Here is an 18993-nt window from a genome sequence, read left to right as displayed (position 1 = left end):
ACGAGAATCACAACGAGGGTGGTGCGCGTTCCGAACCGTTGCGAGAAAGGCAGGAAGCCGCAGTGAGCCTGAACCTGAACAAGCTCGTCGACAAGGCCTACGAGGACAAGACGATCAACGAGCTGCTGGACGCCCCGCCGTCGGCGCTCGAGGGGCTCACGCCGAAGCACGACGAACTGCTCGCCGAGCTGAAGATCAAGACGATCCGCGACCTCGCGAACTGGAAGTACGCCGTCAAGGCGCAGGCGCTCGCGGCCCTCGCCGACAGCGAGAGCTGACCGCTCAGGCGGCCAGCTCGGCCGCCAGCTCCAGGGCGTGGTCGACGTCCTTCGCGACGTAGTGCAGGTCCACCAGGGCCTCCGAGACGCCCAGCTCGCCGGCCACGTCCAGGCACCGCAGGACGTCCCCGGCCGACTCGACCCCGGTACCCGCGCGCGGGTTGATCCGCACCACCCGCCGCAGGGTGCCGGGGTCGCGCCCGGCCTTTTCGGCGGCTTCGAGCGCGACCGACCAGAGGCCGTCGAGGTGCTGCTTCGGCATCCACCCGGCCAGCCAGCCGTCCGCGCGGCGCCCGATCCGGGCCAGCGCCGGCGGGGAGAACCCGCCGAGCAGCACCGGCGGCCGCGGGTCCTGCGCCGGGCGCAGGCCGACCGTCGACGGCGCGATCCGCCACTGCGGGCCTTCGTGCGCCACCGGATCGCCGGTCCAGAGCGCCTCCAGCGCGTCGAGCACCGCGTCGAGCCGCTTGCCCCGGCCTTCCCACGGGACGCCGGTCGCGAAGTACTCCTCGCGCAGCCAGCCGAGCCCGAAGCCGACGTCGAGCCGTCCCGAACTGGCCAGGTCGAGCGAGGTCAGGGCCCTGGCGAGCAGGACCGGGGAATAGACCGGGCCGGTCAGCGCGCTCATCCCGAGGCGGGCCGTGCGGGTCACGGCGGCCGCGGTGGCCAGCGTCGTGAACGGGTCGGCGAAGGTCTCGAACTCCTTCGGGTACGGCTGCTCCGGCGTCCCGCCGCCGGGGTACAGGTCCGACGGCTCCCGGGGCGTCAGGATCCGGTCGCCGACCCAGAGCGAGCCGAAGCCGAGGTCCTCCGCGGCGGTCGCGAAGCGCGCGACGGCGGCGGGGTCGGCGAGGGCGCCGTACTGGGGCAGCGCGAGCCCCAGGCGGGTCCCGGCCACCACCCTCCGACCGGGGGTGTCCGTCATGGCGGACATCCTGGCATGATCACGGGGCCGGCGGGGAGTTTTCCGCAGGCCGGCCGGGGTACGGCGGTCGATCGGGGGGCGCGGTTGCGGGCTCTCGTGAGGCTTGCCGTAGACTTCGGGACTTGGAACGCACTACGGTCATCCCCGCCTGGATGGTGGGGATGATGGAATGCGTCCTCCGGGGCTCCGAGCGATCGGGGCTCCACAGGGGTGTAGCTCAATTGGCAGAGCAGCGGTCTCCAAAACCGCAGGTTGCAGGTTCAAGTCCTGTCACCCCTGCGTAACGGAACTGGTGGAGCGGAGGAGTGGTCGTGAGCGACAGCGACGCCAGCGGCGGCGAGCAGGAGCAGGACGGCAACGGGCAGAAGCCCGAGAGCCCGTCCCGTCCCGTCACAGCCGCTGCCCGGCGTGAGCGCCGTGCGACCGCTCGTCCGGCGGGCAAGTCCGCGGCACGTGCGGACGACAAGACCCGCCCGGCCGGGAAGTCGGGGGAGAAGACCGCCCCCGACGCCAAGGGCGCTCCGACTCCGAAGCGGGATCAGAAGGCGAAGAAGGCCTCCGTGTTCGCACGGCTGATGCGCTTCATCCGCGAGGTGTGGGCGGAGCTGCGCAAGGTCATCTGGCCCAACCGCAAGCAGATGGTCACCTACACCGCGGTCGTGCTGGTCTTCGTGGTGTTCATGGTGGCACTGGTGAGCGTCTTGGACTTCGCGTTCAAGAAGGGCATCGGCGCGATCTTCGGCTGACCCGCCGCCGTGCCGTGCGGGCCGGCCTGACCGACCCGGCAATGATCAACTGAGAGGACGGAACGTGACCTCCGACAACGGCACATCAGCCGGTCACGACCTGACCGAGCTTTCCGACGAGCAGGTGCACGCGGCACTCGGTGACGAGGAGTCCGAGCACCTGGAGCCCGTCGAGGTGTCCGACGAGGTCGACGAAGCCGCTTCCGTTGACGCAGACGGCGACGACGTGGCCGAAGAGGCCACCGAGCCCGAGGCGGACGACGAGGACCCGGTCGCCAAGCTGCGCGCCGAGCTCCTCGCCGCGCCCGGCGAGTGGTACGTCGTGCACTCGTACGCCGGTTACGAGAACAAGGTGAAGACCAACCTCGAAACCCGGACGCAGACCCTGGACGTCGAGGACTACATCTTCCAGATCGAGGTCCCGACCGAAGAGGTCACCGAGATCAAGAACGGCCAGCGCAAGCAGGTGCAGCGCAAGGTGCTGCCCGGCTACATCCTGGTCCGGATGGACCTGAACGACGCCTCGTGGAGCGCGGTGCGCAACACGCCGGGCGTCACCGGGTTCGTCGGCGCCACCTCGCGGCCGTCGCCGCTGACCGTGGACGAGGTGCTGAAGTTCCTCGCCCCGCAGGTCGAGAAGGAAGCCCCGGCCAAGGCCAGCAAGGGCGAGGCCGCCGCGTCCGCGCCGCTGGGCGCCCCGGCCGTCGAGGTCGACTTCGAGGTCGGCGAGTCGGTCACGGTCATGGACGGCCCGTTCGCGACGCTGCCGGCGACGATCTCCGAGGTCAACGTCGACGGGCAGAAGCTGAAGGTCCTGGTGTCGATCTTCGGCCGGGAGACCCCGGTCGAGCTGTCGTTCAACCAGGTCTCCAAGATCTGACGGCCGGCCTCCCCGGCCGCAGTCCCCACGTCCACGGCAGGTACGCGGGGAACGTAGTACAGGACAGGAAAAGAAATGCCACCCAAGAAGAAGAAGCTTGCGGCGATCATCAAGCTGCAGATCAAGGCGGGTGCGGCCAACCCCGCGCCGCCGGTCGGCCCGGCGCTGGGTCAGCACGGCGTCAACATCATGGAGTTCTGCAAGGCCTACAACGCCGCGACCGAGTCGCAGCGCGGGGACGTCGTCCCGGTCGAGATCTCCGTGTACGAAGACCGGTCGTTCGACTTCAAGCTGAAGACGCCGCCGGCCGCCAAGCTGCTGCTGAAGGCCGCGGGCGTGGAGAAGGGCTCCGGCGAGCCGCACAAGACCAAGGTCGCCAAGGTCACCTGGGACCAGGTCCGCGAGATCGCCAAGACCAAGGAGACCGACCTCAACGCGCACGACATCGACCAGGCCGCGAAGATCATCGCCGGCACTGCTCGTTCGATGGGCATCACGGTCGTCGACGCCTGACGTTCGCAGCACCACGTGGGAGAGCCGGGTGCTGGCTCTGACACCACACTGATCCGTTTTTGAAGTAAGGACAGAAGCATGACCAAGCACAGCAAGGCTTACCGCCAGGCTGCGGAACTCGTCGACAAGGCGCGCCTGTACGCGCCGCTCGAGGCCGCGAAGCTGGCGAAGGAGACCTCCAAGACCAAGATGGACGCGACCGTCGAGGTCGCGATGCGTCTCGGTGTGGACCCCCGCAAGGCCGACCAGATGGTCCGCGGCACCGTGAACCTGCCGCACGGCACCGGTAAGACCGCCCGCGTCATCGTCTTCGCCGTCGGCGACAAGGCCGCCGAGGCCGAAGCCGCCGGCGCGGACGCGGTCGGCACCGACGAACTGATCGAGCGCATCCAGGGTGGCTGGCTCGACTTCGACGCCGCGATCGCGACGCCGGACCAGATGGCCAAGGTGGGCCGCATCGCCCGCATCCTCGGCCCGCGTGGCCTGATGCCGAACCCGAAGACCGGCACGGTGACCCCCGCGGTCGAGAAGGCCGTGAAGGACATCAAGGGCGGTAAGATCAACTTCCGCGTCGACAAGCAGGCCAACCTGCACCTGGTGATCGGCAAGGCTTCCTTCGACACGGAGAAGCTGGTCGAGAACTACGCCGCCGCGCTGGACGAGATCCTCCGCGCCAAGCCGTCCTCGGCGAAGGGCCGCTACCTGAAGAAGGTCACCTTCACCACGACGATGGGCCCGGGCATCCCGGTCGACCCGCTGCGGACCCGCAACCTCCTCACCGAGGAAGCTGCCGTCTGAGTCTGAGATCACCAGAAAGGGCGCCCCTGCTTGCTGCGGGGGCGCCCTTTTTTCGTGTCTGATGGACGCCATGCCGACTTTCGCGTCGTTCGACGGGCTCCGGTTGAACTACACCGTGTGGGAGGGCGACGGCGCCCACCGCCCGGTGCTGCTCCAACACGGCTTCGCGGCCGACACGAACGCGAACTGGATCTCCACCGGCGTCGTGGCGGCGCTGCGCTCCGCCGGCCTGACCGTGATCTCCCTGGACGCGCGCGGCCACGGCCGTTCGGAGAAGCCCCACGACGAGGCCCGCTACACCGAAGACACGATGGCCCGCGACGTCTCGGCGCTGCTGGACGAGCTGGCCCTCGACGAGGTCTCGATGGTCGGCTACTCGATGGGCGCGATCATCGCCCTCTCCGCGACGGCGGCGGACAAGCGCATCCGCTGCCTGGCCACCGGCGGCGTCGGCTCGGGCATCGTCGACTTCGGCGGCGTCGACCTCAGGGTGGTGAAGCCGGCGGACATCGCTTCGGCGCTGCTGGCCGAGGACCCTTCGACGGTCCCGCCCTCGGGCGTCCCGTTCCGCCTCCTGGCCGATGCAACGGGCGGCGACCGGCGCGCGCTGGCGGCGGTGGCGCTGGCGTCGAAGGAAGGGCACTTGGACCTGTCGTCGATCGGCGTGCCGACGTTGGTGCTGGCCGGTGATCAGGACCAGCTGGCGGCGGAACCGGAAAGACTGGCGGCGGCGATCGCGGGGGCCCGCCTGGTCCGCATCCCTGGCGACCACATGACGGCGGTGATGTCCCCGGCGTTTTCGGAGGCACTGGTGGCGTTCCTGTCGGCACCCCACCCGCGCTGACGGCCTAGCGGGTCGTGGGTGTCGGCGCCGGGCACGGGTTCGGCTCGTTCGTGTGGGCCGTGATGAGCCACTGGCCCTTTTCGACCTTCTGCACGGTGAACGCGCCGAGTGCGGGGCCGCCCTCGATGCCGAACTGGCACGAGCTGATCGTGAAGCGGTCACCCGGAACGGGCTCCGAGACGTAGGACGGCATCGACTCGGCGTACTTGTTCTTGCTGGTGACCTTGCGGTTCAGCTCGTGCACCGCGACCTGGCAGTCCGCGTAGCCCAGGTCCTGGGCGAACTTCTGCTGGATCGGCTCGTCCATCCGCCCGCACGCCTGCGGCACGAGGTTCTGCGCGACGGCGTCGTAGACCTCTCGGACGGCTTCGTACGGGCTGGTCGAAAGGATGTGGTTGGTCTGGTACTTCCCGCCGCCCTCCTGGGCGAGCTGGGCCGACGTCTTCCCCGAGTCGTTCGGGAAGAAGTGGTTGTACAGCCACGTCCCCGCCACCCCCAGGATCACCAGCGCCAACACCCACGCGATGACCTTCTTCCCGAGCCAGCTCACCCACTTCGGCGCACGGCGGCGCTCGGCCGGGACGAGCTGGTAACCCGGCGGGATCACCGGCGGCTGGGACGGCGGTGCCTGCACCACCCCGGCGTCCGGGGCCGGCGCAGGGGCGTTGCCCTGCTGGGACTGGGTGAAGCGCAAGTAGTCCTGGAACTGCTGGAACTGCCGGAACTCCTCGAGCTGCGCCGGGTCCATCGGCGGGGGAGGTGCGGGCGGGTTCGAGCCCGCCGCTTCGACTTCCGAGCCCGGCTTTCCGTCATCGCGCTGCTCCGCCACGTCACCATGATGCCCTCCGGGGCGCCGCGGGGAACCCCCAGCCGCCCTAAACGCAGGTCAGGGCGGCCCCCGGGAGAAGCGTCGGCGAACCACCCGGTATAGTTGTCGACGGTTCTACCGAAGACCGCTGGTTTTCCCCGCTTCCGTGGGGAACGAAGGTCCCGCATTCGCCGGGCGGCCCGCGCAGGAGGAACGAGGCTGGCACCACCGTGTGCCGTACGACGCCCCGCGCCTGCTTGCGCGTGGGCGTTTCGTCGTTTGGGGGCTCCTCGACGCCAGTGGAAACACTAGCCAAGAGAGGAGGCGACCATGGCGAAGCCCGACAAGGTGGCGGCCGTCGCCGAGATCGCGGAGAGCTTCCGCAACAGCTCGGCCACCGTCGTTACCCAGTACACCGGCCTCTCCGTGTCCCAGCTGTCCCAGCTGCGCCGCGCTCTCGGCACCAGTGCCAAGTACCGGGTCGCGAAGAACACCCTCGTCAAGCGCGCCGCCGAAGACGCGGGCGTCACGGGGCTCGAGGACCTGTTCGTCGGTGCCACCGCCATCGCCTTCGTCGAGGGTGAAGCGGTCGACGCCGCCAAGGCGCTTCGCGACTTCGCGAAGGACAACAACGCGCTTGTGATCAAGGGCGGCTACATGGACGGCAAAGCGCTGTCCGTGGACGAGATCAACCGGATCGCCGATCTCGACAGCCGTGAGGTCCTGCTCGCCAAGGCGGCGGGCGCGTTCAAGGCGAAGCTGTCCCAGGCCGCCGCGCTGTTCCAGGCGCCGGCGTCCCAGGTCGCCCGCCTGGCTGCCGCGCTGGAGGAGAAGCAGCGCAACGCCGCCGGTACCGAAGCAGCCGAAGCACCCGCCGAGAGCTGAACCACCCCCACCCCGAACGTCTAGTTCGTTTTTCTGAGAGGAAGCCATCATGGCGAAGCTGAGCACCGCCGAGCTGATCGACGCCTTCAAGGAGCTCACCCTCCTCGAGCTGTCCGAGTTCGTGAAGGAGTTCGAAGAGGTCTTCGACGTGACCGCCGCCGCGCCGGTCGCCGTCGCCGCCGCCGCCGGCCCCGCGGGTGCCGCCCCGGCCGCCGCCGAGGAGCAGGACGAGTTCGACGTCGTCCTCGAGTCCGCCGGTGACAAGAAGATCCAGGTCATCAAGGTCGTCCGCGAGGTCGTCTCGGGCCTGGGCCTGAAGGAGGCCAAGGAGCTGGTCGAGGCCGCTCCCAAGGCCCTCCTGGAGAAGGTCGACAAGGAGGCCGCCGACGCCGCCAAGGAGAAGCTCGAGGCCGCCGGCGCCAAGATCACCATCAAGTGATCTCGGGCGCGCGAGCGCCCAAGCACCACCTCGAGAAGGGGCGGGCATCCACTCGGATGCCCGCCCCTTCCGTTTTGCCTGGTCAGCGAGGCCCCCTAGGAGCGGTGTCCGATTGGCCCCGGGTCCCTAAATCGAGGGTTCGGGGCCCCGGAGATCTGCGTCATTGCCCCGATTGGACTACCGTGCCTCCCGTTGCCGATCACGGCGGGGTGACGATGGGTCCGGGGCTGGCCAGAAAAGAAAACTGGTGAGTAACCTGTTCGCACTCAGCTCGTTGCACCTGGTTGACGCGGGTTCGTGGGCGCCAAGGCCCGCACCCGCCGCCGGCGTGGGTGGCAGGGTGTGGCAGCGGGCGCAATGACGCGGAACAGCTCCTGGAGGTGCGATGGGTGCCGAGGTGGTCATCGAAGGTCTGACCAAGTCCTTCGGTAAGCAGGCCATCTGGCGGGACGTCACGTTGACCCTGCCCCCGGGCGAGGTGTCGGCGATGCTCGGACCGTCCGGAACCGGCAAGTCGGTGTTCCTGAAGTCGATGATCGGGCTGCTCAAGCCCGACCGCGGCCGCTGCGTGATCAACGGCGTGGACATCGTCACCTGCTCCGAACACAAGCTCTACGAGATCCGGAAGCTCTTCGGCGTCCTCTTCCAGGACGGCGCGCTGTTCGGCTCGATGAACCTCTACGACAACGTCGCCTTCCCGCTGCGCGAGCACACGAAGAAGTCCGAGACGGAAATCCGCCGGATCGTCCTCGAAAAGCTCGACATGACCGGTTTGAACGGCGCCGACAAGAAGCTCCCCGGCGAGATCTCCGGCGGTATGCGCAAGCGCGCCGGCCTCGCCCGCGCCCTGGTGCTCGACCCCGAGATCATCCTGGTCGACGAGCCGGACTCGGGTCTCGACCCGGTCCGCACCACCTACATCTCGCAGCTGTTCCTCGACGTCAACGCGCAGATCGACGCGACGTTCCTGATCGTCACGCACAACATCAACCTGGCCCGCACGGTGCCGGACAACCTGGGCATGCTCTTCCGCAAGGAACTGGTCATGTTCGGCCCGCGCGAGGTGCTGCTGACCAGCGAAGAGCCGGTCGTGAAGCAGTTCCTGAACGGCCGGATGCAGGGCCCGATCGGCATGTCCGAGGAGAAGGACTCCGCCCAGATGGCCGCCGAGCAGGCGATGTTCGACGCCGGCCACCACGCGGGCGGGGTCGAGGACATCTCCGGGGTGCCGCCGCAGATGCAGACGACGCCGGGCGTGCCGCAGCGGATGGGCGCGGTCCGCCGCAAGGACCGGGTCATGGAGGTCCTGCACCGGCTGCCGCAGGCCGCGCAGGAGGGCATCATCGCCTCCCTGAGCCCCGAGGAGCAGCGCCACTACGGCGTCAGCCCCCGCCGCGTCGCCCAGGCCCAGCAGCAGCAACAGCAGCAGGTGCCGGCCGGCGCCCGGCCGCAGGCTGACGGCGTCCCGAACCAGCACCACGGGCAGCTGCCCGCCGACCAGGTGGCGCGCATCCCGGGCGGCCAGCCGCCGAGACCGGGCTCGCACCGGATGCCGCCGCCGCGCGACAACGGGCCAGGTGGCCGGTGAGCTCTCCCGCAACACAGGCGAAGATCCCCGGGATCGGGATGCTCCGAGAGACCGGGAACCTGTTCGCTCTCGGCCTGGACATCGTCCGCGGCCTGTTCCAGCGCCCGTTCCAGCTGCGGGAGTTCATCCAGCAGTCGTGGTTCATCGCGAGCGTGACCATCCTGCCGACGGCCCTCGTGGCGATCCCGTTCGGCGCGGTCATCTCGCTGCAGTTCGGTTCGCTCGCCCGCCAGCTGGGCGCGCAGTCCTACACCGGCGCGGGCTCCGTGCTCGCCACCGTGCAGCAGGCCAGTCCGCTGGTCACCGCGCTGCTGGTGGCGGGCGCGGGCGGCTCCGCCGTCTGCGCCGACATCGGCGCCCGGACCATCCGCGAAGAGATCGCCGCGATGGAGGTGCTCGGCGTCTCCGCGGTGCAGCGGCTGATCGTGCCGCGCACCCTCGCGATGATGCTGGTCGCGCTGCTGCTCAACGGCATGGTCAGCGTCATCGGCGTGCTGGGCGGCTACTTCTTCAACGTCGTGCTGCAGGGCGGGACGCCGGGCGCGTACCTGGCGAGCTTCTCCGCCCTCGCGCAGCTGCCCGACCTCTGGGTCGGCGAGATCAAGGCGCTGATCTTCGGGTTCATCGCCGCCGTCGTCGCGTCCTACCGGGGCCTCAACCCCTCCGGTGGCCCGAAGGGCGTCGGGGACGCGGTGAACCAGTCGGTGGTCATCACGTTCCTGCTGCTGTTCGTCGTGAACTTCGTGATCACCCTGATCTACCTGCAGATCGTGCCCGGAAAGCTGGACTAGCGCCATGACGTTCCTCCAGGGCGCGAAACGCGTCGCCAACCGTCCGTTGCAGACGCTGGACACCCTCGGTGACCAGATGTCGTTCTACGGCCGCGCGCTGCTGTGGACGCCGCGGACGCTGCGCCGGTACACCAAAGAGGTCCTCCGGCTGCTGGCCGAGGTGAGCTTCGGCTCCGGCTCGCTGGCGGTCATCGGCGGCACGGTCGGCGTGATGGTCGGCCTGACGCTGTTCACCGGTGTCCTCGTCGGCCTCCAGGGCTACTCGGCGCTGAACTCGATCGGGACGTCGGCCTTCACCGGCTTCCTGACCGCGTTCTTCAACACCCGCGAGATCGCGCCGCTGGTCGCCGGCCTCGCGCTGAGCGCCACCGTCGGCGCCGGGTTCACCGCCCAGCTGGGCGCGATGCGGATCTCCGAGGAGATCGACGCGCTGGAAGTCATGGGCGTGCCGAGCCTGCCGTACCTGGTGACGACGCGGATCATCGCCGGGTTCGTCGCGGTCATCCCGCTCTACATCATCGGCCTGCTCAGTTCGTACCTCGCGTCCCGGCTGGTCGTTATTTACATCTACAACCAGTCAGCAGGGACCTACGACCACTACTTCGACCTCTTCCTACCGCCGCAGGACGTGCTCTATTCGTTCATCAAGGTGCTGCTGTTCAGCGTCTTGATCATCCTGTCGCACTGCTACTTCGGCTACCGCGCGACCGGCGGCCCGGCGGGTGTCGGCGTCGCGGTCGGCAAGGCCGTGCGGCTCTCCATCGTCACGGTGTCGATCATGAACTTCTTCATCGGGTTCGCCATCTGGGGAACCGACGTCACGGTAAGGATCGCGGGATGAGGACGCTCCGACGCAGGCTGCTCGGCCTGCTGCTCATCGCCGTGATGGTCGGCGGGGTGGCGCTGTCCATCGCGCTCTACGACAAGGCGTTCACGCCGGTCGTCACGGTCAAGCTCCAGGCGGGCAAGATCGGCAACCAGCTGATCAAGCAGTCCGACGTCAAGGTGCGCGGGCTGATCGTCGGCTCGGTCGAGGACATCACCGCCACCGCCGAAGGTGCCGAGCTCACGCTGGCGCTCAAGCCGGAGTCGGCGAAGCTGATCCCGGAGAACGTCTCGGCGCGGTTCCTGCCGAAGACGCTCTTCGGCGAGCGGTTCGTCTCGCTGGAGATCCCGAAGGACCCGTCCGCGAAGACGATCGCAAGCGGCGACGTCATCCCGCAGGACCGCACCGCCAGCGCGGTCGAGCTGGACCAGGCCTTCGAGCACTTGATGCCGGTGCTGCAGGCGGTGCAGCCGCAGAAGCTGTCGGCGACGCTCACCGCGATCTCGACCGCCCTGCAGGGCCGCGGCGACCAGCTCGGCGACACGCTGACGCAGCTGGGCACCTACATCGGCGAGCTGAACCCGCACGAGCCGGAGCTGCAGCACAACCTCAAGGCGCTCGCGGAGTTCTCCGACCACCTGAAGGACGCCGCGCCGGACCTGGTGCAGAGCCTCGACAACCTGAGCACGACCACCCGGACCGTGGTCGACCAGCAGCAGAACCTGTCGAACCTCTACGGCAGCCTCACGAGCGCGTCGGTCGACCTGCAGACGTTCCTGCAGAACAACAAGGAAAACATCATCTCCCTCGCCGACACCGCCCGGCCGACGGCCGAGCTGCTGGCGAAGTACGCGCCGGAGTACCCCTGCGTGATCTCCCAGATGGCCCGGAACGTGCCGCTGATCGACCAGGCGCTCGGCAAGGGCACCGACAAGCCCGGCCTGCACGCGACGATCGAGATCATCGTGCCGCGCGCGCCGTACGAGGCGGGCAAGGAAGAGCCGCGGTTCGAGGACAAGCGCGGGCCGCGCTGCTACGACATCAAGGACATCCCGAAGCCGTTCCCGTCGGAGCCACCGGACGGCGCCTTCAAGGACGGCACGAAGCACCAGGCCGCCCCGAAGACCGTCGGCGATGGCCTCAACCCGGCCAAGTTCAAGGCGGACGCGGCCGGCAACGGCGCGGGTGCCGGTGACCTGGCGTACTCGAGCGCGGAACAGGGCTTCCTGGCCGACCTGCTCGGCCCGCAGCTGGGCATGAACGCTTCGGACGTCCCGGGCTGGAGCGCCCTGCTCGTCGGCCCGCTGTACCGGGGCGCGGAGGTGACGGTCAAGTGAGGGGCCTGCTCGCGCCGCTGATCAAGCTCGGCATCTTCGTGGTCGTCACCGTGCTGTTCACGACGATCCTCGGGATCAGCATCGCCAACATCAACACCACCAGCACCAACGCCTACAAGGCGCGCTTCACCGACGCGACGCTCCTGCTGCCCAACGACGACGTCCGCATCGCCGGCGTCCGGGTCGGGCAGGTCAAGGACGTCAAGATCGTCGACAAGCGCCAGGCCGAGGTCGAGTTCGAGGTCGACGCCGGCCGGCAGCTGCCCGCCGGGGTGACCGCGCAGATCAAGTTCCGCAACCTGGTCGGCCAGCGCTACGTCTCCCTCGGCGAAGGCGAGAACTCCGGCGGCAAGACGCTGGACCCCGGCGGCACCATCCCGCTGGACCGCACCACGCCGGCGCTGGACCTGACCGAGCTGTTCAACGGCTTCAAGCCGCTGTTCACCGCGCTCAACCCGGACGACGTCAACAAGCTGTCCTACGAGGTCATCCAGGTCCTGCAGGGCGAGGGCGGCACCGTCGAAAGCCTGCTTTCGCACACCGCCTCGCTGGCCACCACGATCGCCAACAAGGACCAGGTCATCGGCGAGGTCATCGACAACCTCAACTCGGTGCTGGACACGGTCAACGCGCACACGCCGCAGCTCAACGACCTCATCGTCAAGCTGCAGCAGCTGACCTCCGGGCTGGCCGCGGACCGCAAGCCGATCGGGGACGCCATCGAGAGCCTCGGCAACCTGGCGCAGACGACGTCCGGGCTGCTCGGCGAGGTCCGCGAGCCGCTGAAGAACGACATCAGCGCGCTCGGCAACCTCACGAACCAGCTGAACAAGAACGAGCCGGAGCTGGAGCACTTCATCCAGTTCCTGCCCACCAAGGTGAGCACGCTGACCCGCACCGCGGACTACGGCTCCTGGTTCAACTTCTACGCCTGCGAGTTCACCGGGAGCGTCAGCTTGCCGCCGCTGATCAACGACGTGCCCCTGCCCCTGCTGCCCGCGAACCGGGAGAGGTGCAAGGGATGAAGTCCTTCCAGAAGCGCAACCCCGTCCCGATCGCCCTGGTCGGCATCGTCGTGCTGGCGCTCGGCTTCCTCGCCGCGCTCAACTCCGACGACCTGCCGGTGATCGGCGGCGGCACCACCTACACCGCCGAGTTCAGCGAGGCCTCCGGGCTGCAGAAGGACAACGACGTCCGGGTCGCCGGCGTCAAGGTCGGCAAGGTCAGCGACATCGAGCTCGACGGCGCGTCGGTCAAGGTGTCGTTCAAGGTCAAGGACGCCTGGCTGGGCGACCGGACCAGCGCCGCGATCAAGATCAAGACGCTGCTCGGCCAGAAGTACCTGTCGCTGGACCCGCAGGGCCAGGGCGCGCTCAACCCGGGCACGGCGATCCCGCGGGACCGCACGATGGCCCCCTACGACGTGCTCGACGCCTTCCGCGGGCTGTCCCAGACCGTCGACAACATCGACACCAAGCAGCTGGCGCAGAGCTTCGACACCATCTCGCAGACCTTCGCCAACACGCCGGAAGACGTGAAGGGCGCGCTGTCGGGCCTGTCGAAGCTGTCGGACACCATCGCTTCGCGCGACGAGCAGCTGTCCAACCTGCTGGCCAACACCCGCGAGGTGTCGCAGACGCTGGTCGACCGCGACGCCGAGGTGCAGAAGCTGCTCACCGACGGCAACAAGCTGCTGGACGAGCTGTCGAAGCGCGAAGACGCGATCAGCTCGCTGCTCAACGGCTCGCGTGAGCTGGCGACGCAGCTGCAGGGCCTGATCGACGACAACGACAAGCAGCTCGACCCGGTGCTCACCTCGCTGGACCAGCTGACGTCGATGCTGCAGCGCAACCAGGACTCCCTGGCCGACGGCATCAAGAAGTTCGCGCCGTTCATCCGGGTCTTCACCAACACCATCGGCAACGGGCGCTGGTTCGACAACTACATCTGCGGCCTGCTGCTGCCCTCGATGGGCCCGATCAACGAAGAGGGGTGCTACACGAAATGAGTGACACCCGCTTCGGCCAGACCCTCACCAGGGGCTTCACCATCGCGATCGTCCTCGCGCTCGTCGTCGCCGGCGGGATCTGGTGGACGCTCAAGGACGCCGGCCGCAACCACCTGACCGCGTACTTCGCCGGCGCCGTCGGCCTCTACGAGGGCAACAGCGTGCGGATGCTCGGCGTCGACATGGGCACGGTCACCAAGATCCAGCCCATGGGCAACCAGGTGAAGGTCGAGCTCGAGTACGACCGCTCGGTCGCCGTCCCGGCCGACGCGAAGGCGCTCATCGTGGCGCCGTCGCTGGTGTCGGACCGCTACGTCCAGCTCGCCCCGGCCTACACCGGCGGCCCGCGGATCACCGACGGCGCGGTCATCGGCCTCGACCGCACCGAGGTGCCCCTCGAGGTCGACCAGCTCGCGTCCAGCCTGGCCCGGGTCAGCGAGACCCTCGGCCCGAACGGCGCCAACAAGGAAGGGTCGCTGTCGAACCTGCTGAACACCGCGGCGGCCAACGTCGACGGCAACGGCCAGGCCCTGCACGACACGATCACCAAGCTCGGCCAGGCGGCCGGGACGCTGGCCGGCAACAAGGACGACCTGTTCTCCACCGTGGAGAACCTCGGCAAGTTCTCGCAGACGCTGGCCGACTCCGACAAGCAGGTCCGCACCTTCGAGAGCCAGCTCGCCGACGTCAGCGGCTACCTGGCGTCCGAAAAGGACAACCTGGCCGCGACCGTGCAGCAGCTGGGCACCACGCTCACCGCGGTGCAGTCGTTCATCGACGCCAACCACGACCGGCTCAAGTCCAACGTGGACAAGCTGGCCGGCGTCACCAAGGTGCTCGTCGACCAGCGCAGCTCGCTCGCCGAGATCCTCGACGTCGCCCCGGTCGGCCTGAGCAACCTGGTCAACACCTACAACGGCTCGGCGGGCACGCTCGACGCCCGGCCGAACCTCAACGAGCTGACCCAGCCCCCGCTGGTGATGATCTGCCGGCTGCTCAAGCAGGTCGGCACCAACAGCATTCCGGACGTGCTCGGCAACGCCTGCGAGAGCATCGCCGGCGTCGTCGACAAGGCGATCCCGCTGCCGTCCGTGGCGCAGACCGTGCAGGCCCTGCAGTCCGGTCAGCTGCCGCCGCTCCCGCTGCCCATCGCGGGACAGCTCTACGGAGGTGGCCAGTGAGGAAGCTGCTGACCGTCGGAGCGCTCGCCACGGCGTCCGCGCTGGTGCTCTCCGGCTGCGCGTTCAAGGGCATCTACGACCTGCCGCTGCCCGGCGGCGCCGACCTCGGCGACCACCCGTACACGGTGAACGTCGAGTTCCGGGACGTGCTCGACCTGACCCCGCAGGCCGGGGTGAAGGTCAACGAGGTGCCGATCGGCCGCGTCGAGAACGTCGGCCTCACCAAGGACGGCTGGCACGCGCTGGTCACGCTGCGGGTCAACGGCGACGTCAAGCTGCCTGCCAACGCGCTGGCCAACATCAAGCAGTCGAGCCTGCTCGGCGAGAAGTACGTCGAGCTGGCCTCGCCCGGCGACGACCAGGCCCAGGGCAAGCTCGCCGACAACGCGACCATCCCGCTGGCCCGCACGAACCGCAGCGTCGAGGTCGAAGAGCTGCTCGGCGCGCTGTCGCTGCTGCTCAACGGTGGTGGGGTCGACCAGCTCAACACCATCACCAAGGAGCTCAACAACGCCACCTCCGGCCGCGAGCCGGACATCAAGGCGCTGCTGGACAACGCGAACCAGCTGGTCACGAACCTCGACCAGCAGTCGCGCAACATCACCCGCGCGCTCGACGGGCTGAACCGGCTGTCCTCGACCCTGAACGGGCAGAAGGACAAGCTGGTCGGCGCGGTCGACAACCTCGCGCCCGGCCTCGGCGTGCTGGAGTCGCAGCGCGGCCAGCTGGTCACGATGCTGCAGGCGCTGGACAACCTCTCCGGCGTCGCCACCGACACCGTGAACCGGTCGCAGAAGGACCTCGTCGCCGACCTGAAGGCGCTGACCCCGACGTTGCAGAAGCTCGGCGAGGCGGGCAACGACCTGCCGAAGGCGCTGGAGATCCTGCTGACGTTCCCGTTCAGCGACCAGGCCGTCAACGACGTCAAGGGCGACTACTTCAACCTGTTCGCGAAGGTGGACCTGAACCTGAAGACCGTCGTCGAAAACCTCGGCAACAGCAGGCAGAACGCGCTCGCCGGGCAGATCCCGCTGCCGGGGCTCACCGGCGGCGTCGAGGGCACCCCCGCCAACCAGCCGCCGCCGCTGCCGATCCCGGGCGAGAGCGGGCAGGCCGGGCAGTCCCAGCCCGGCCTCGGCAACCTCTTCGGGCTCCTGTCGGGAGGTGCGGGCTGATGCTGGTGCGCCGGACGAAGATCCAGCTGATCGCCTTCGCGGTCATTTCCGTCGTCGCGATCGTGTACGCGCTGATCCGGTTCGCCGGGCTCGGCACCGTGTTCGGCAACGACGGCTACACGGTGAAGCTGCAGCTCAACGAGTCGGGCGGCATCTTCACCAACGCCGAAGTCACCTACCGCGGCTACAACATCGGCCGGGTCGGCGAAATGCGGCTGACCCCGACCGGGCTCGAAGCCGACCTCAACATCGACCCGTCGGCGCCCCAGGTGCCGGCGGACCTCGACGCGGTCGTCGCCAACCGGTCCGCGGTCGGCGAGCAGTACGTCGACCTGAAGCCGAAGGCCGACAAGGGCCCGTACCTGGCGGCCGGCTCGGTGATCCCGGCGGCCAAGACGACCACCCCGGTCAGCACCGACCGGCTGATCGGCGACCTCGACTCGCTCGCCGCGTCGGTCCCGGTCGACTCGCTGCGGACCGTCGTCGACGAGTCCTACGACGCGTTCCGCGGCACCGGTGGCGACCTGCAGAAGCTGCTGGACACCGCGCGCAGCTTCACCACGACCGCGCAGGAGTACCTCCCGCAGACCATCCAGCTGCTGGACCAGGGCGGGAAGGTGCTCGACACGCAGAACGACGAGGCGGCGAACTTCGCGTCGTTCAGCAAGAGCCTCAACGAGCTCACCGGCACGCTGAAGAACTCCGACGGCGACCTGCGCAAGCTCATCGGCATCACGCCGCAGGTGGCCGCGCAGGTCAGCCAGGTGCTGAAGGAGTCCGGGCCGGGCCTGGGCGCGCTGACGGCGAACCTGCTGACCACGGCCAACCTGACCGTGACCCGCCTCGACGGCATCGAGCAGGGCCTGGTCACCTACCCGGCACTGGCCGGCGCGGCCAGCAGCGTCGCCCCCGGCGACGGGACCGCCCACCTCGGCCTGGTGCTCAACCTGTTCAACCCGCCGTCCTGCACCAAGGGGTACATGCCGTACTCGCAGTACCGGACCGGGAACAACCTGTCGCCGCGGCCCGCGGACGACAAGGCGTACTGTGCCGAGCCGAAGGGCAGCCCGATCAACGTCCGCGGCGCGCAGAACGCGCCGTACGGCGGGGTCCCGGTCGCGCCGTCCGACGCCGACGTCGCGGCCAACCAGAACCGGCCGGCCGAGGAGCTGGCGGACGAGCGCAACACCCGCGGCGTGCCGGGCATCGTCGGCAGCCCGGGAGTCAGCCTGAACAGCCTGGGCGCGCTGCTCGGACTGGCCTGACGTGGATTTGATGACCGCCCCCTACCCTGGAGTGCCATGAGTACGGACGAGCCGGCCGTCGTCGAGGACGACGCCGACGTCACCCCGACGCCCGCCCAGGAGCGGTCCGCCTCGCGGACGCTGGTGCTCGGCGCCGGCGCGCTGGCGCTGGCCGCGCTGATCGCCGCCGCGTTCTTCGGGATCCAGTGGTGGGCGGCCGCGGCCGACGACAACGCCGAGCTGGCGGCCTCGCGCGAGGCCGTCGTCAAGGCGGGCAGCAACGCGCTGAAGGCCTACACCGAGGTCGACTACCAGGACCTCGACGGCTTCTTCGCCCGGCAGAAGTCCGTGTCGGACGACAAGATGGCCCAGCAGATCGACCAGTCGGCGCCGACGTTCCGCAAGGCGCTCGCCGACGCCAAGACCAAGGTCACCACGGACGTCCAGGACATCGCCGTCGAGGAGCTGGACGACCACGAAGGCAAGGCCAGCTTCCTCGCCGCCATCGCCACGACCGTCACCCAGGGTGACAAGAGCAGCGCGAAGCCGTTGCGCCTCGAGGTGTCGATGACCCGCGTGGGCGACGCGTGGAAGCTGTCCGGCATCGACAGCGTCCCGCTCGTCGCGGCCGGCCAGTAGCGTCACCCGTTAAGGAGCCCGTAGTGCCCCCCTCCCGCCGCCAGCCGCCTCGCAGCAGCAGCACCACGCCGTCGCGCCGGCCGCGCGTGGCCGGTCTGCGCAAGCCGTCGACGGACGAGTCCGCCGCCGAGCGGACCGGCCAGCTCCCCGCCGAGCCGCGCAAGCCGCGCCCCCGGCCGGCCCCGCGCCCGGCACCGCGTCCGGCCACGAAGCCGGAGGCGTTCGAAGCCGCGAGCGGGCAGCTCGACACGGCGCCGTCCGCCGAGGACACGGCGGTGTTCGCGGCCGTCGGCACCGAGGAGGAGCCTTCGGTCGACGCGCTGACCGGCGAGCCCGAACCCGAGGCCGAGACCGACGAGGCCCCCGCCCGCCCCGCGCCGCGGCGCAAGAAACGGGACACGGGCATCGCGAAGCCGACGGAGGAGTCCGAGGTCGCGGTCGCCGAAGCCGCTTCGGAAGCGACGCCGGCCGCGGGCTCGCGCGTGCAGAAGCCGTACGTCGTGGCGGGCGCGCTGGTGCTCGTGGCGCTGGTGCTGGGCGGCCTGGCGTTCTGGTTCAAGTACGAAGAGGTCCAGGTCTCCTCGGCGACCAGCAACACGGCCCTGCTGGACGTCGCGAAGACGGCGCAGGTGAAGGACTCGGTGTCGAAGGCGGCCGAGGCGCTGTTCTCGTACGACTTCAACAACATCAAGAAGACCGAGGACGCGGCCAACGACCTGCTGGCCAACGACGACGTCCGCGCCAAGTACAACTCCCTGATGGGCGAGGTCAAGCGGCTCGCGCCGGAGCAGAAGATGGTCGTGACCTGCAAGGTGACCCGCTCGGCGGTCATCATGCTGAACGGCGACCTGGCGAAGGTGATGGTCTTCGTCGACCAGACCTCGACCCGCACGGACACGAAGAAGACGACCGCGGGTACCGCCCAGCTCCACTTGAACGCCCAGCTCCAGGGCGACAAGTGGAAGATCACGGACATGGACACCTACAACGCCCCGAAGATCCCGGCGGCCAGCCAGGCGCCGGCGTCGTCGGCACCGGCGTCGCCCTCGCCGAGCAAGTAGCCGCGCCTCCGAACGTCATGAAAGGGT

21 protein-coding genes and 1 tRNA gene are annotated in these 18993 nt (G+C 69.1%); 20 read left to right on the top strand and 2 right to left on the bottom strand.

Annotated features, from left to right (window positions below):
• The first annotated feature begins 62 nt into the window (after window positions 1-62).
• A complete protein-coding gene (locus EIY87_RS19115) occupies window positions 63-278 on the top strand; it encodes a hypothetical protein (protein WP_125310049.1) in 216 nt (71 codons plus the stop codon).
• A gap of 4 nt (window positions 279-282) precedes the next feature.
• Here the strand turns inward: EIY87_RS19115 and EIY87_RS19110 are convergent, their stop codons facing one another.
• Window positions 283-1203 (bottom strand): TIGR03619 family F420-dependent LLM class oxidoreductase, encoded by a 921-nt coding sequence (locus EIY87_RS19110; RefSeq protein WP_125310046.1) that lies wholly within the window; start codon window positions 1201-1203, stop codon window positions 283-285.
• 206 nt (window positions 1204-1409) lie between these two features.
• On the opposite strand from EIY87_RS19110, the gene EIY87_RS19105 reads away from it, so the two are divergent.
• The 6 genes from EIY87_RS19105 to EIY87_RS19080 all read left to right on the top strand — a co-directional run bounded on the left by EIY87_RS19105 (window position 1410) and on the right by EIY87_RS19080 (window position 4984).
• Window positions 1410-1482 (top strand) — tRNA-Trp (locus EIY87_RS19105).
• A 26-nt stretch (window positions 1483-1508) separates the two neighbouring features.
• On the top strand, window positions 1509-1949 hold the full coding sequence (gene secE, locus EIY87_RS19100; RefSeq protein ID WP_086860701.1) for a preprotein translocase subunit SecE: 441 nt from the start codon (window positions 1509-1511) through the stop codon (window positions 1947-1949).
• Window positions 1950-2013: 64 nt separating this feature from the next.
• Complete coding sequence (gene nusG / locus EIY87_RS19095; protein WP_125310044.1) at window positions 2014-2829, top strand: transcription termination/antitermination protein NusG; 816 nt, start codon at window positions 2014-2016, stop codon at window positions 2827-2829.
• A gap of 75 nt (window positions 2830-2904) precedes the next feature.
• On the top strand, window positions 2905-3342 hold the full coding sequence (gene rplK, locus EIY87_RS19090; protein ID WP_043781763.1) for a 50S ribosomal protein L11: 438 nt from the start codon (window positions 2905-2907) through the stop codon (window positions 3340-3342).
• A gap of 78 nt (window positions 3343-3420) precedes the next feature.
• Window positions 3421-4140 carry a 50S ribosomal protein L1 gene (rplA, locus tag EIY87_RS19085; RefSeq protein WP_125310042.1) on the top strand — a complete coding sequence of 240 codons (720 nt, stop codon included), beginning with the start codon at window positions 3421-3423 and terminating at the stop codon, window positions 4138-4140.
• Window positions 4141-4210: 70 nt separating this feature from the next.
• Window positions 4211-4984, top strand: a complete 774-nt coding sequence (locus EIY87_RS19080) for an alpha/beta fold hydrolase (protein WP_125310040.1) — start codon at window positions 4211-4213, stop codon at window positions 4982-4984.
• A 4-nt stretch (window positions 4985-4988) separates the two neighbouring features.
• Here EIY87_RS19080 and EIY87_RS19075 read toward each other — a convergent pair whose 3' ends face one another.
• On the bottom strand, window positions 4989-5813 hold the full coding sequence (locus EIY87_RS19075) for a hypothetical protein (RefSeq protein ID WP_125310037.1): 825 nt from the start codon (window positions 5811-5813) through the stop codon (window positions 4989-4991).
• A gap of 309 nt (window positions 5814-6122) precedes the next feature.
• Here EIY87_RS19075 and rplJ point away from each other — a divergent pair, with 309 nt between their 5' ends.
• From rplJ to EIY87_RS19010, 13 genes are all read left to right on the top strand, one after another.
• Window positions 6123-6677 carry a 50S ribosomal protein L10 gene (rplJ, locus tag EIY87_RS19070; RefSeq protein WP_125310035.1) on the top strand — a complete coding sequence of 185 codons (555 nt, stop codon included), beginning with the start codon at window positions 6123-6125 and terminating at the stop codon, window positions 6675-6677.
• A gap of 49 nt (window positions 6678-6726) precedes the next feature.
• The gene (rplL, locus tag EIY87_RS19065) at window positions 6727-7116 is read left to right on the top strand and encodes a 50S ribosomal protein L7/L12 (RefSeq protein ID WP_125310033.1); all 390 of its coding nucleotides are present in this window, start codon (window positions 6727-6729) and stop codon (window positions 7114-7116) included.
• A 385-nt stretch (window positions 7117-7501) separates the two neighbouring features.
• Window positions 7502-8704, top strand: coding sequence for an ABC transporter ATP-binding protein (locus EIY87_RS19060; protein WP_125310031.1), 1203 nt, complete (start codon window positions 7502-7504; stop codon window positions 8702-8704).
• Between the two features lie 38 nt (window positions 8705-8742).
• On the top strand, window positions 8743-9495 hold the full coding sequence (locus tag EIY87_RS19055) for an MlaE family ABC transporter permease (protein ID WP_003060268.1): 753 nt from the start codon (window positions 8743-8745) through the stop codon (window positions 9493-9495).
• Between the two features lie 4 nt (window positions 9496-9499).
• Window positions 9500-10336, top strand: coding sequence for an MlaE family ABC transporter permease (locus EIY87_RS19050; protein WP_003060266.1), 837 nt, complete (start codon window positions 9500-9502; stop codon window positions 10334-10336).
• Window positions 10333-11658 carry an MCE family protein gene (locus EIY87_RS19045; RefSeq protein ID WP_125310029.1) on the top strand — a complete coding sequence of 442 codons (1326 nt, stop codon included), beginning with the start codon at window positions 10333-10335 and terminating at the stop codon, window positions 11656-11658. Before EIY87_RS19050 ends, EIY87_RS19045 begins: the two co-directional genes overlap by 4 nt.
• Window positions 11655-12683, top strand: a complete 1029-nt coding sequence (locus tag EIY87_RS19040) for an MCE family protein (protein ID WP_125310027.1) — start codon at window positions 11655-11657, stop codon at window positions 12681-12683. Before EIY87_RS19045 ends, EIY87_RS19040 begins: the two co-directional genes overlap by 4 nt.
• Window positions 12680-13666, top strand: a complete 987-nt coding sequence (locus tag EIY87_RS19035) for an MCE family protein (protein WP_125310025.1) — start codon at window positions 12680-12682, stop codon at window positions 13664-13666. The genes EIY87_RS19040 and EIY87_RS19035 overlap by 4 nt, the downstream gene beginning before the upstream one ends.
• Window positions 13663-14847, top strand: a complete 1185-nt coding sequence (locus EIY87_RS19030) for an MCE family protein (protein WP_125310022.1) — start codon at window positions 13663-13665, stop codon at window positions 14845-14847. The genes EIY87_RS19035 and EIY87_RS19030 overlap by 4 nt, the downstream gene beginning before the upstream one ends.
• The gene (locus tag EIY87_RS19025; protein WP_125310020.1) at window positions 14844-16022 is read left to right on the top strand and encodes an MCE family protein; all 1179 of its coding nucleotides are present in this window, start codon (window positions 14844-14846) and stop codon (window positions 16020-16022) included. Before EIY87_RS19030 ends, EIY87_RS19025 begins: the two co-directional genes overlap by 4 nt.
• On the top strand, window positions 16022-17287 hold the full coding sequence (locus tag EIY87_RS19020; protein WP_125310018.1) for an MCE family protein: 1266 nt from the start codon (window positions 16022-16024) through the stop codon (window positions 17285-17287). Before EIY87_RS19025 ends, EIY87_RS19020 begins: the two co-directional genes overlap by 1 nt.
• Window positions 17288-17323: 36 nt before the next feature.
• Window positions 17324-17905, top strand: coding sequence for a hypothetical protein (locus EIY87_RS19015; protein ID WP_125310016.1), 582 nt, complete (start codon window positions 17324-17326; stop codon window positions 17903-17905).
• Window positions 17906-17991: 86 nt separating this feature from the next.
• On the top strand, window positions 17992-18966 hold the full coding sequence (locus tag EIY87_RS19010; RefSeq protein WP_125310298.1) for a hypothetical protein: 975 nt from the start codon (window positions 17992-17994) through the stop codon (window positions 18964-18966).
• The last annotated feature ends 27 nt before the right edge of the window (window positions 18967-18993 follow it).

Origin of the sequence: Amycolatopsis eburnea (genome assembly GCF_003937945.1) — a bacterium.
GTDB classification, from domain to species: Bacteria; Actinomycetota; Actinomycetes; order Mycobacteriales; family Pseudonocardiaceae; genus Amycolatopsis; species Amycolatopsis eburnea.
Note: the sequence above shows the minus strand (reverse complement) of the source record. Positions and strands in the feature narration are given on the sequence as shown.

Excerpts from the sequence above, each read along its gene's own strand:
- EIY87_RS19030 (WP_125310022.1), top strand. The coding sequence starts at position 13,663 with ATGAGTGACACCCGCTTCGGCCAGACCCTCACCAGGGGCTTCACCATC.
- EIY87_RS19050 (WP_003060266.1), top strand. The coding sequence starts at position 9,500 with ATGACGTTCCTCCAGGGCGCGAAACGCGTCGCCAACCGTCCGTTGCAG.
- EIY87_RS19110 (WP_125310046.1), bottom strand. The coding sequence starts at position 1,203 with ATGACGGACACCCCCGGTCGGAGGGTGGTGGCCGGGACCCGCCTGGGG.
- EIY87_RS19015 (WP_125310016.1), top strand. The coding sequence starts at position 17,324 with ATGAGTACGGACGAGCCGGCCGTCGTCGAGGACGACGCCGACGTCACC.
- rplA (WP_125310042.1), top strand. The coding sequence starts at position 3,421 with ATGACCAAGCACAGCAAGGCTTACCGCCAGGCTGCGGAACTCGTCGAC.
- EIY87_RS19020 (WP_125310018.1), top strand. The coding sequence starts at position 16,022 with ATGCTGGTGCGCCGGACGAAGATCCAGCTGATCGCCTTCGCGGTCATT.
- rplL (WP_125310033.1), top strand. The coding sequence starts at position 6,727 with ATGGCGAAGCTGAGCACCGCCGAGCTGATCGACGCCTTCAAGGAGCTC.
- EIY87_RS19045 (WP_125310029.1), top strand. The coding sequence starts at position 10,333 with ATGAGGACGCTCCGACGCAGGCTGCTCGGCCTGCTGCTCATCGCCGTG.
- rplJ (WP_125310035.1), top strand. The coding sequence starts at position 6,123 with ATGGCGAAGCCCGACAAGGTGGCGGCCGTCGCCGAGATCGCGGAGAGC.
- EIY87_RS19055 (WP_003060268.1), top strand. The coding sequence starts at position 8,743 with ATGCTCCGAGAGACCGGGAACCTGTTCGCTCTCGGCCTGGACATCGTC.
- EIY87_RS19035 (WP_125310025.1), top strand. The coding sequence starts at position 12,680 with ATGAAGTCCTTCCAGAAGCGCAACCCCGTCCCGATCGCCCTGGTCGGC.
- EIY87_RS19060 (WP_125310031.1), top strand. The coding sequence starts at position 7,502 with ATGGGTGCCGAGGTGGTCATCGAAGGTCTGACCAAGTCCTTCGGTAAG.
- rplK (WP_043781763.1), top strand. The coding sequence starts at position 2,905 with ATGCCACCCAAGAAGAAGAAGCTTGCGGCGATCATCAAGCTGCAGATC.
- EIY87_RS19080 (WP_125310040.1), top strand. The coding sequence starts at position 4,211 with ATGCCGACTTTCGCGTCGTTCGACGGGCTCCGGTTGAACTACACCGTG.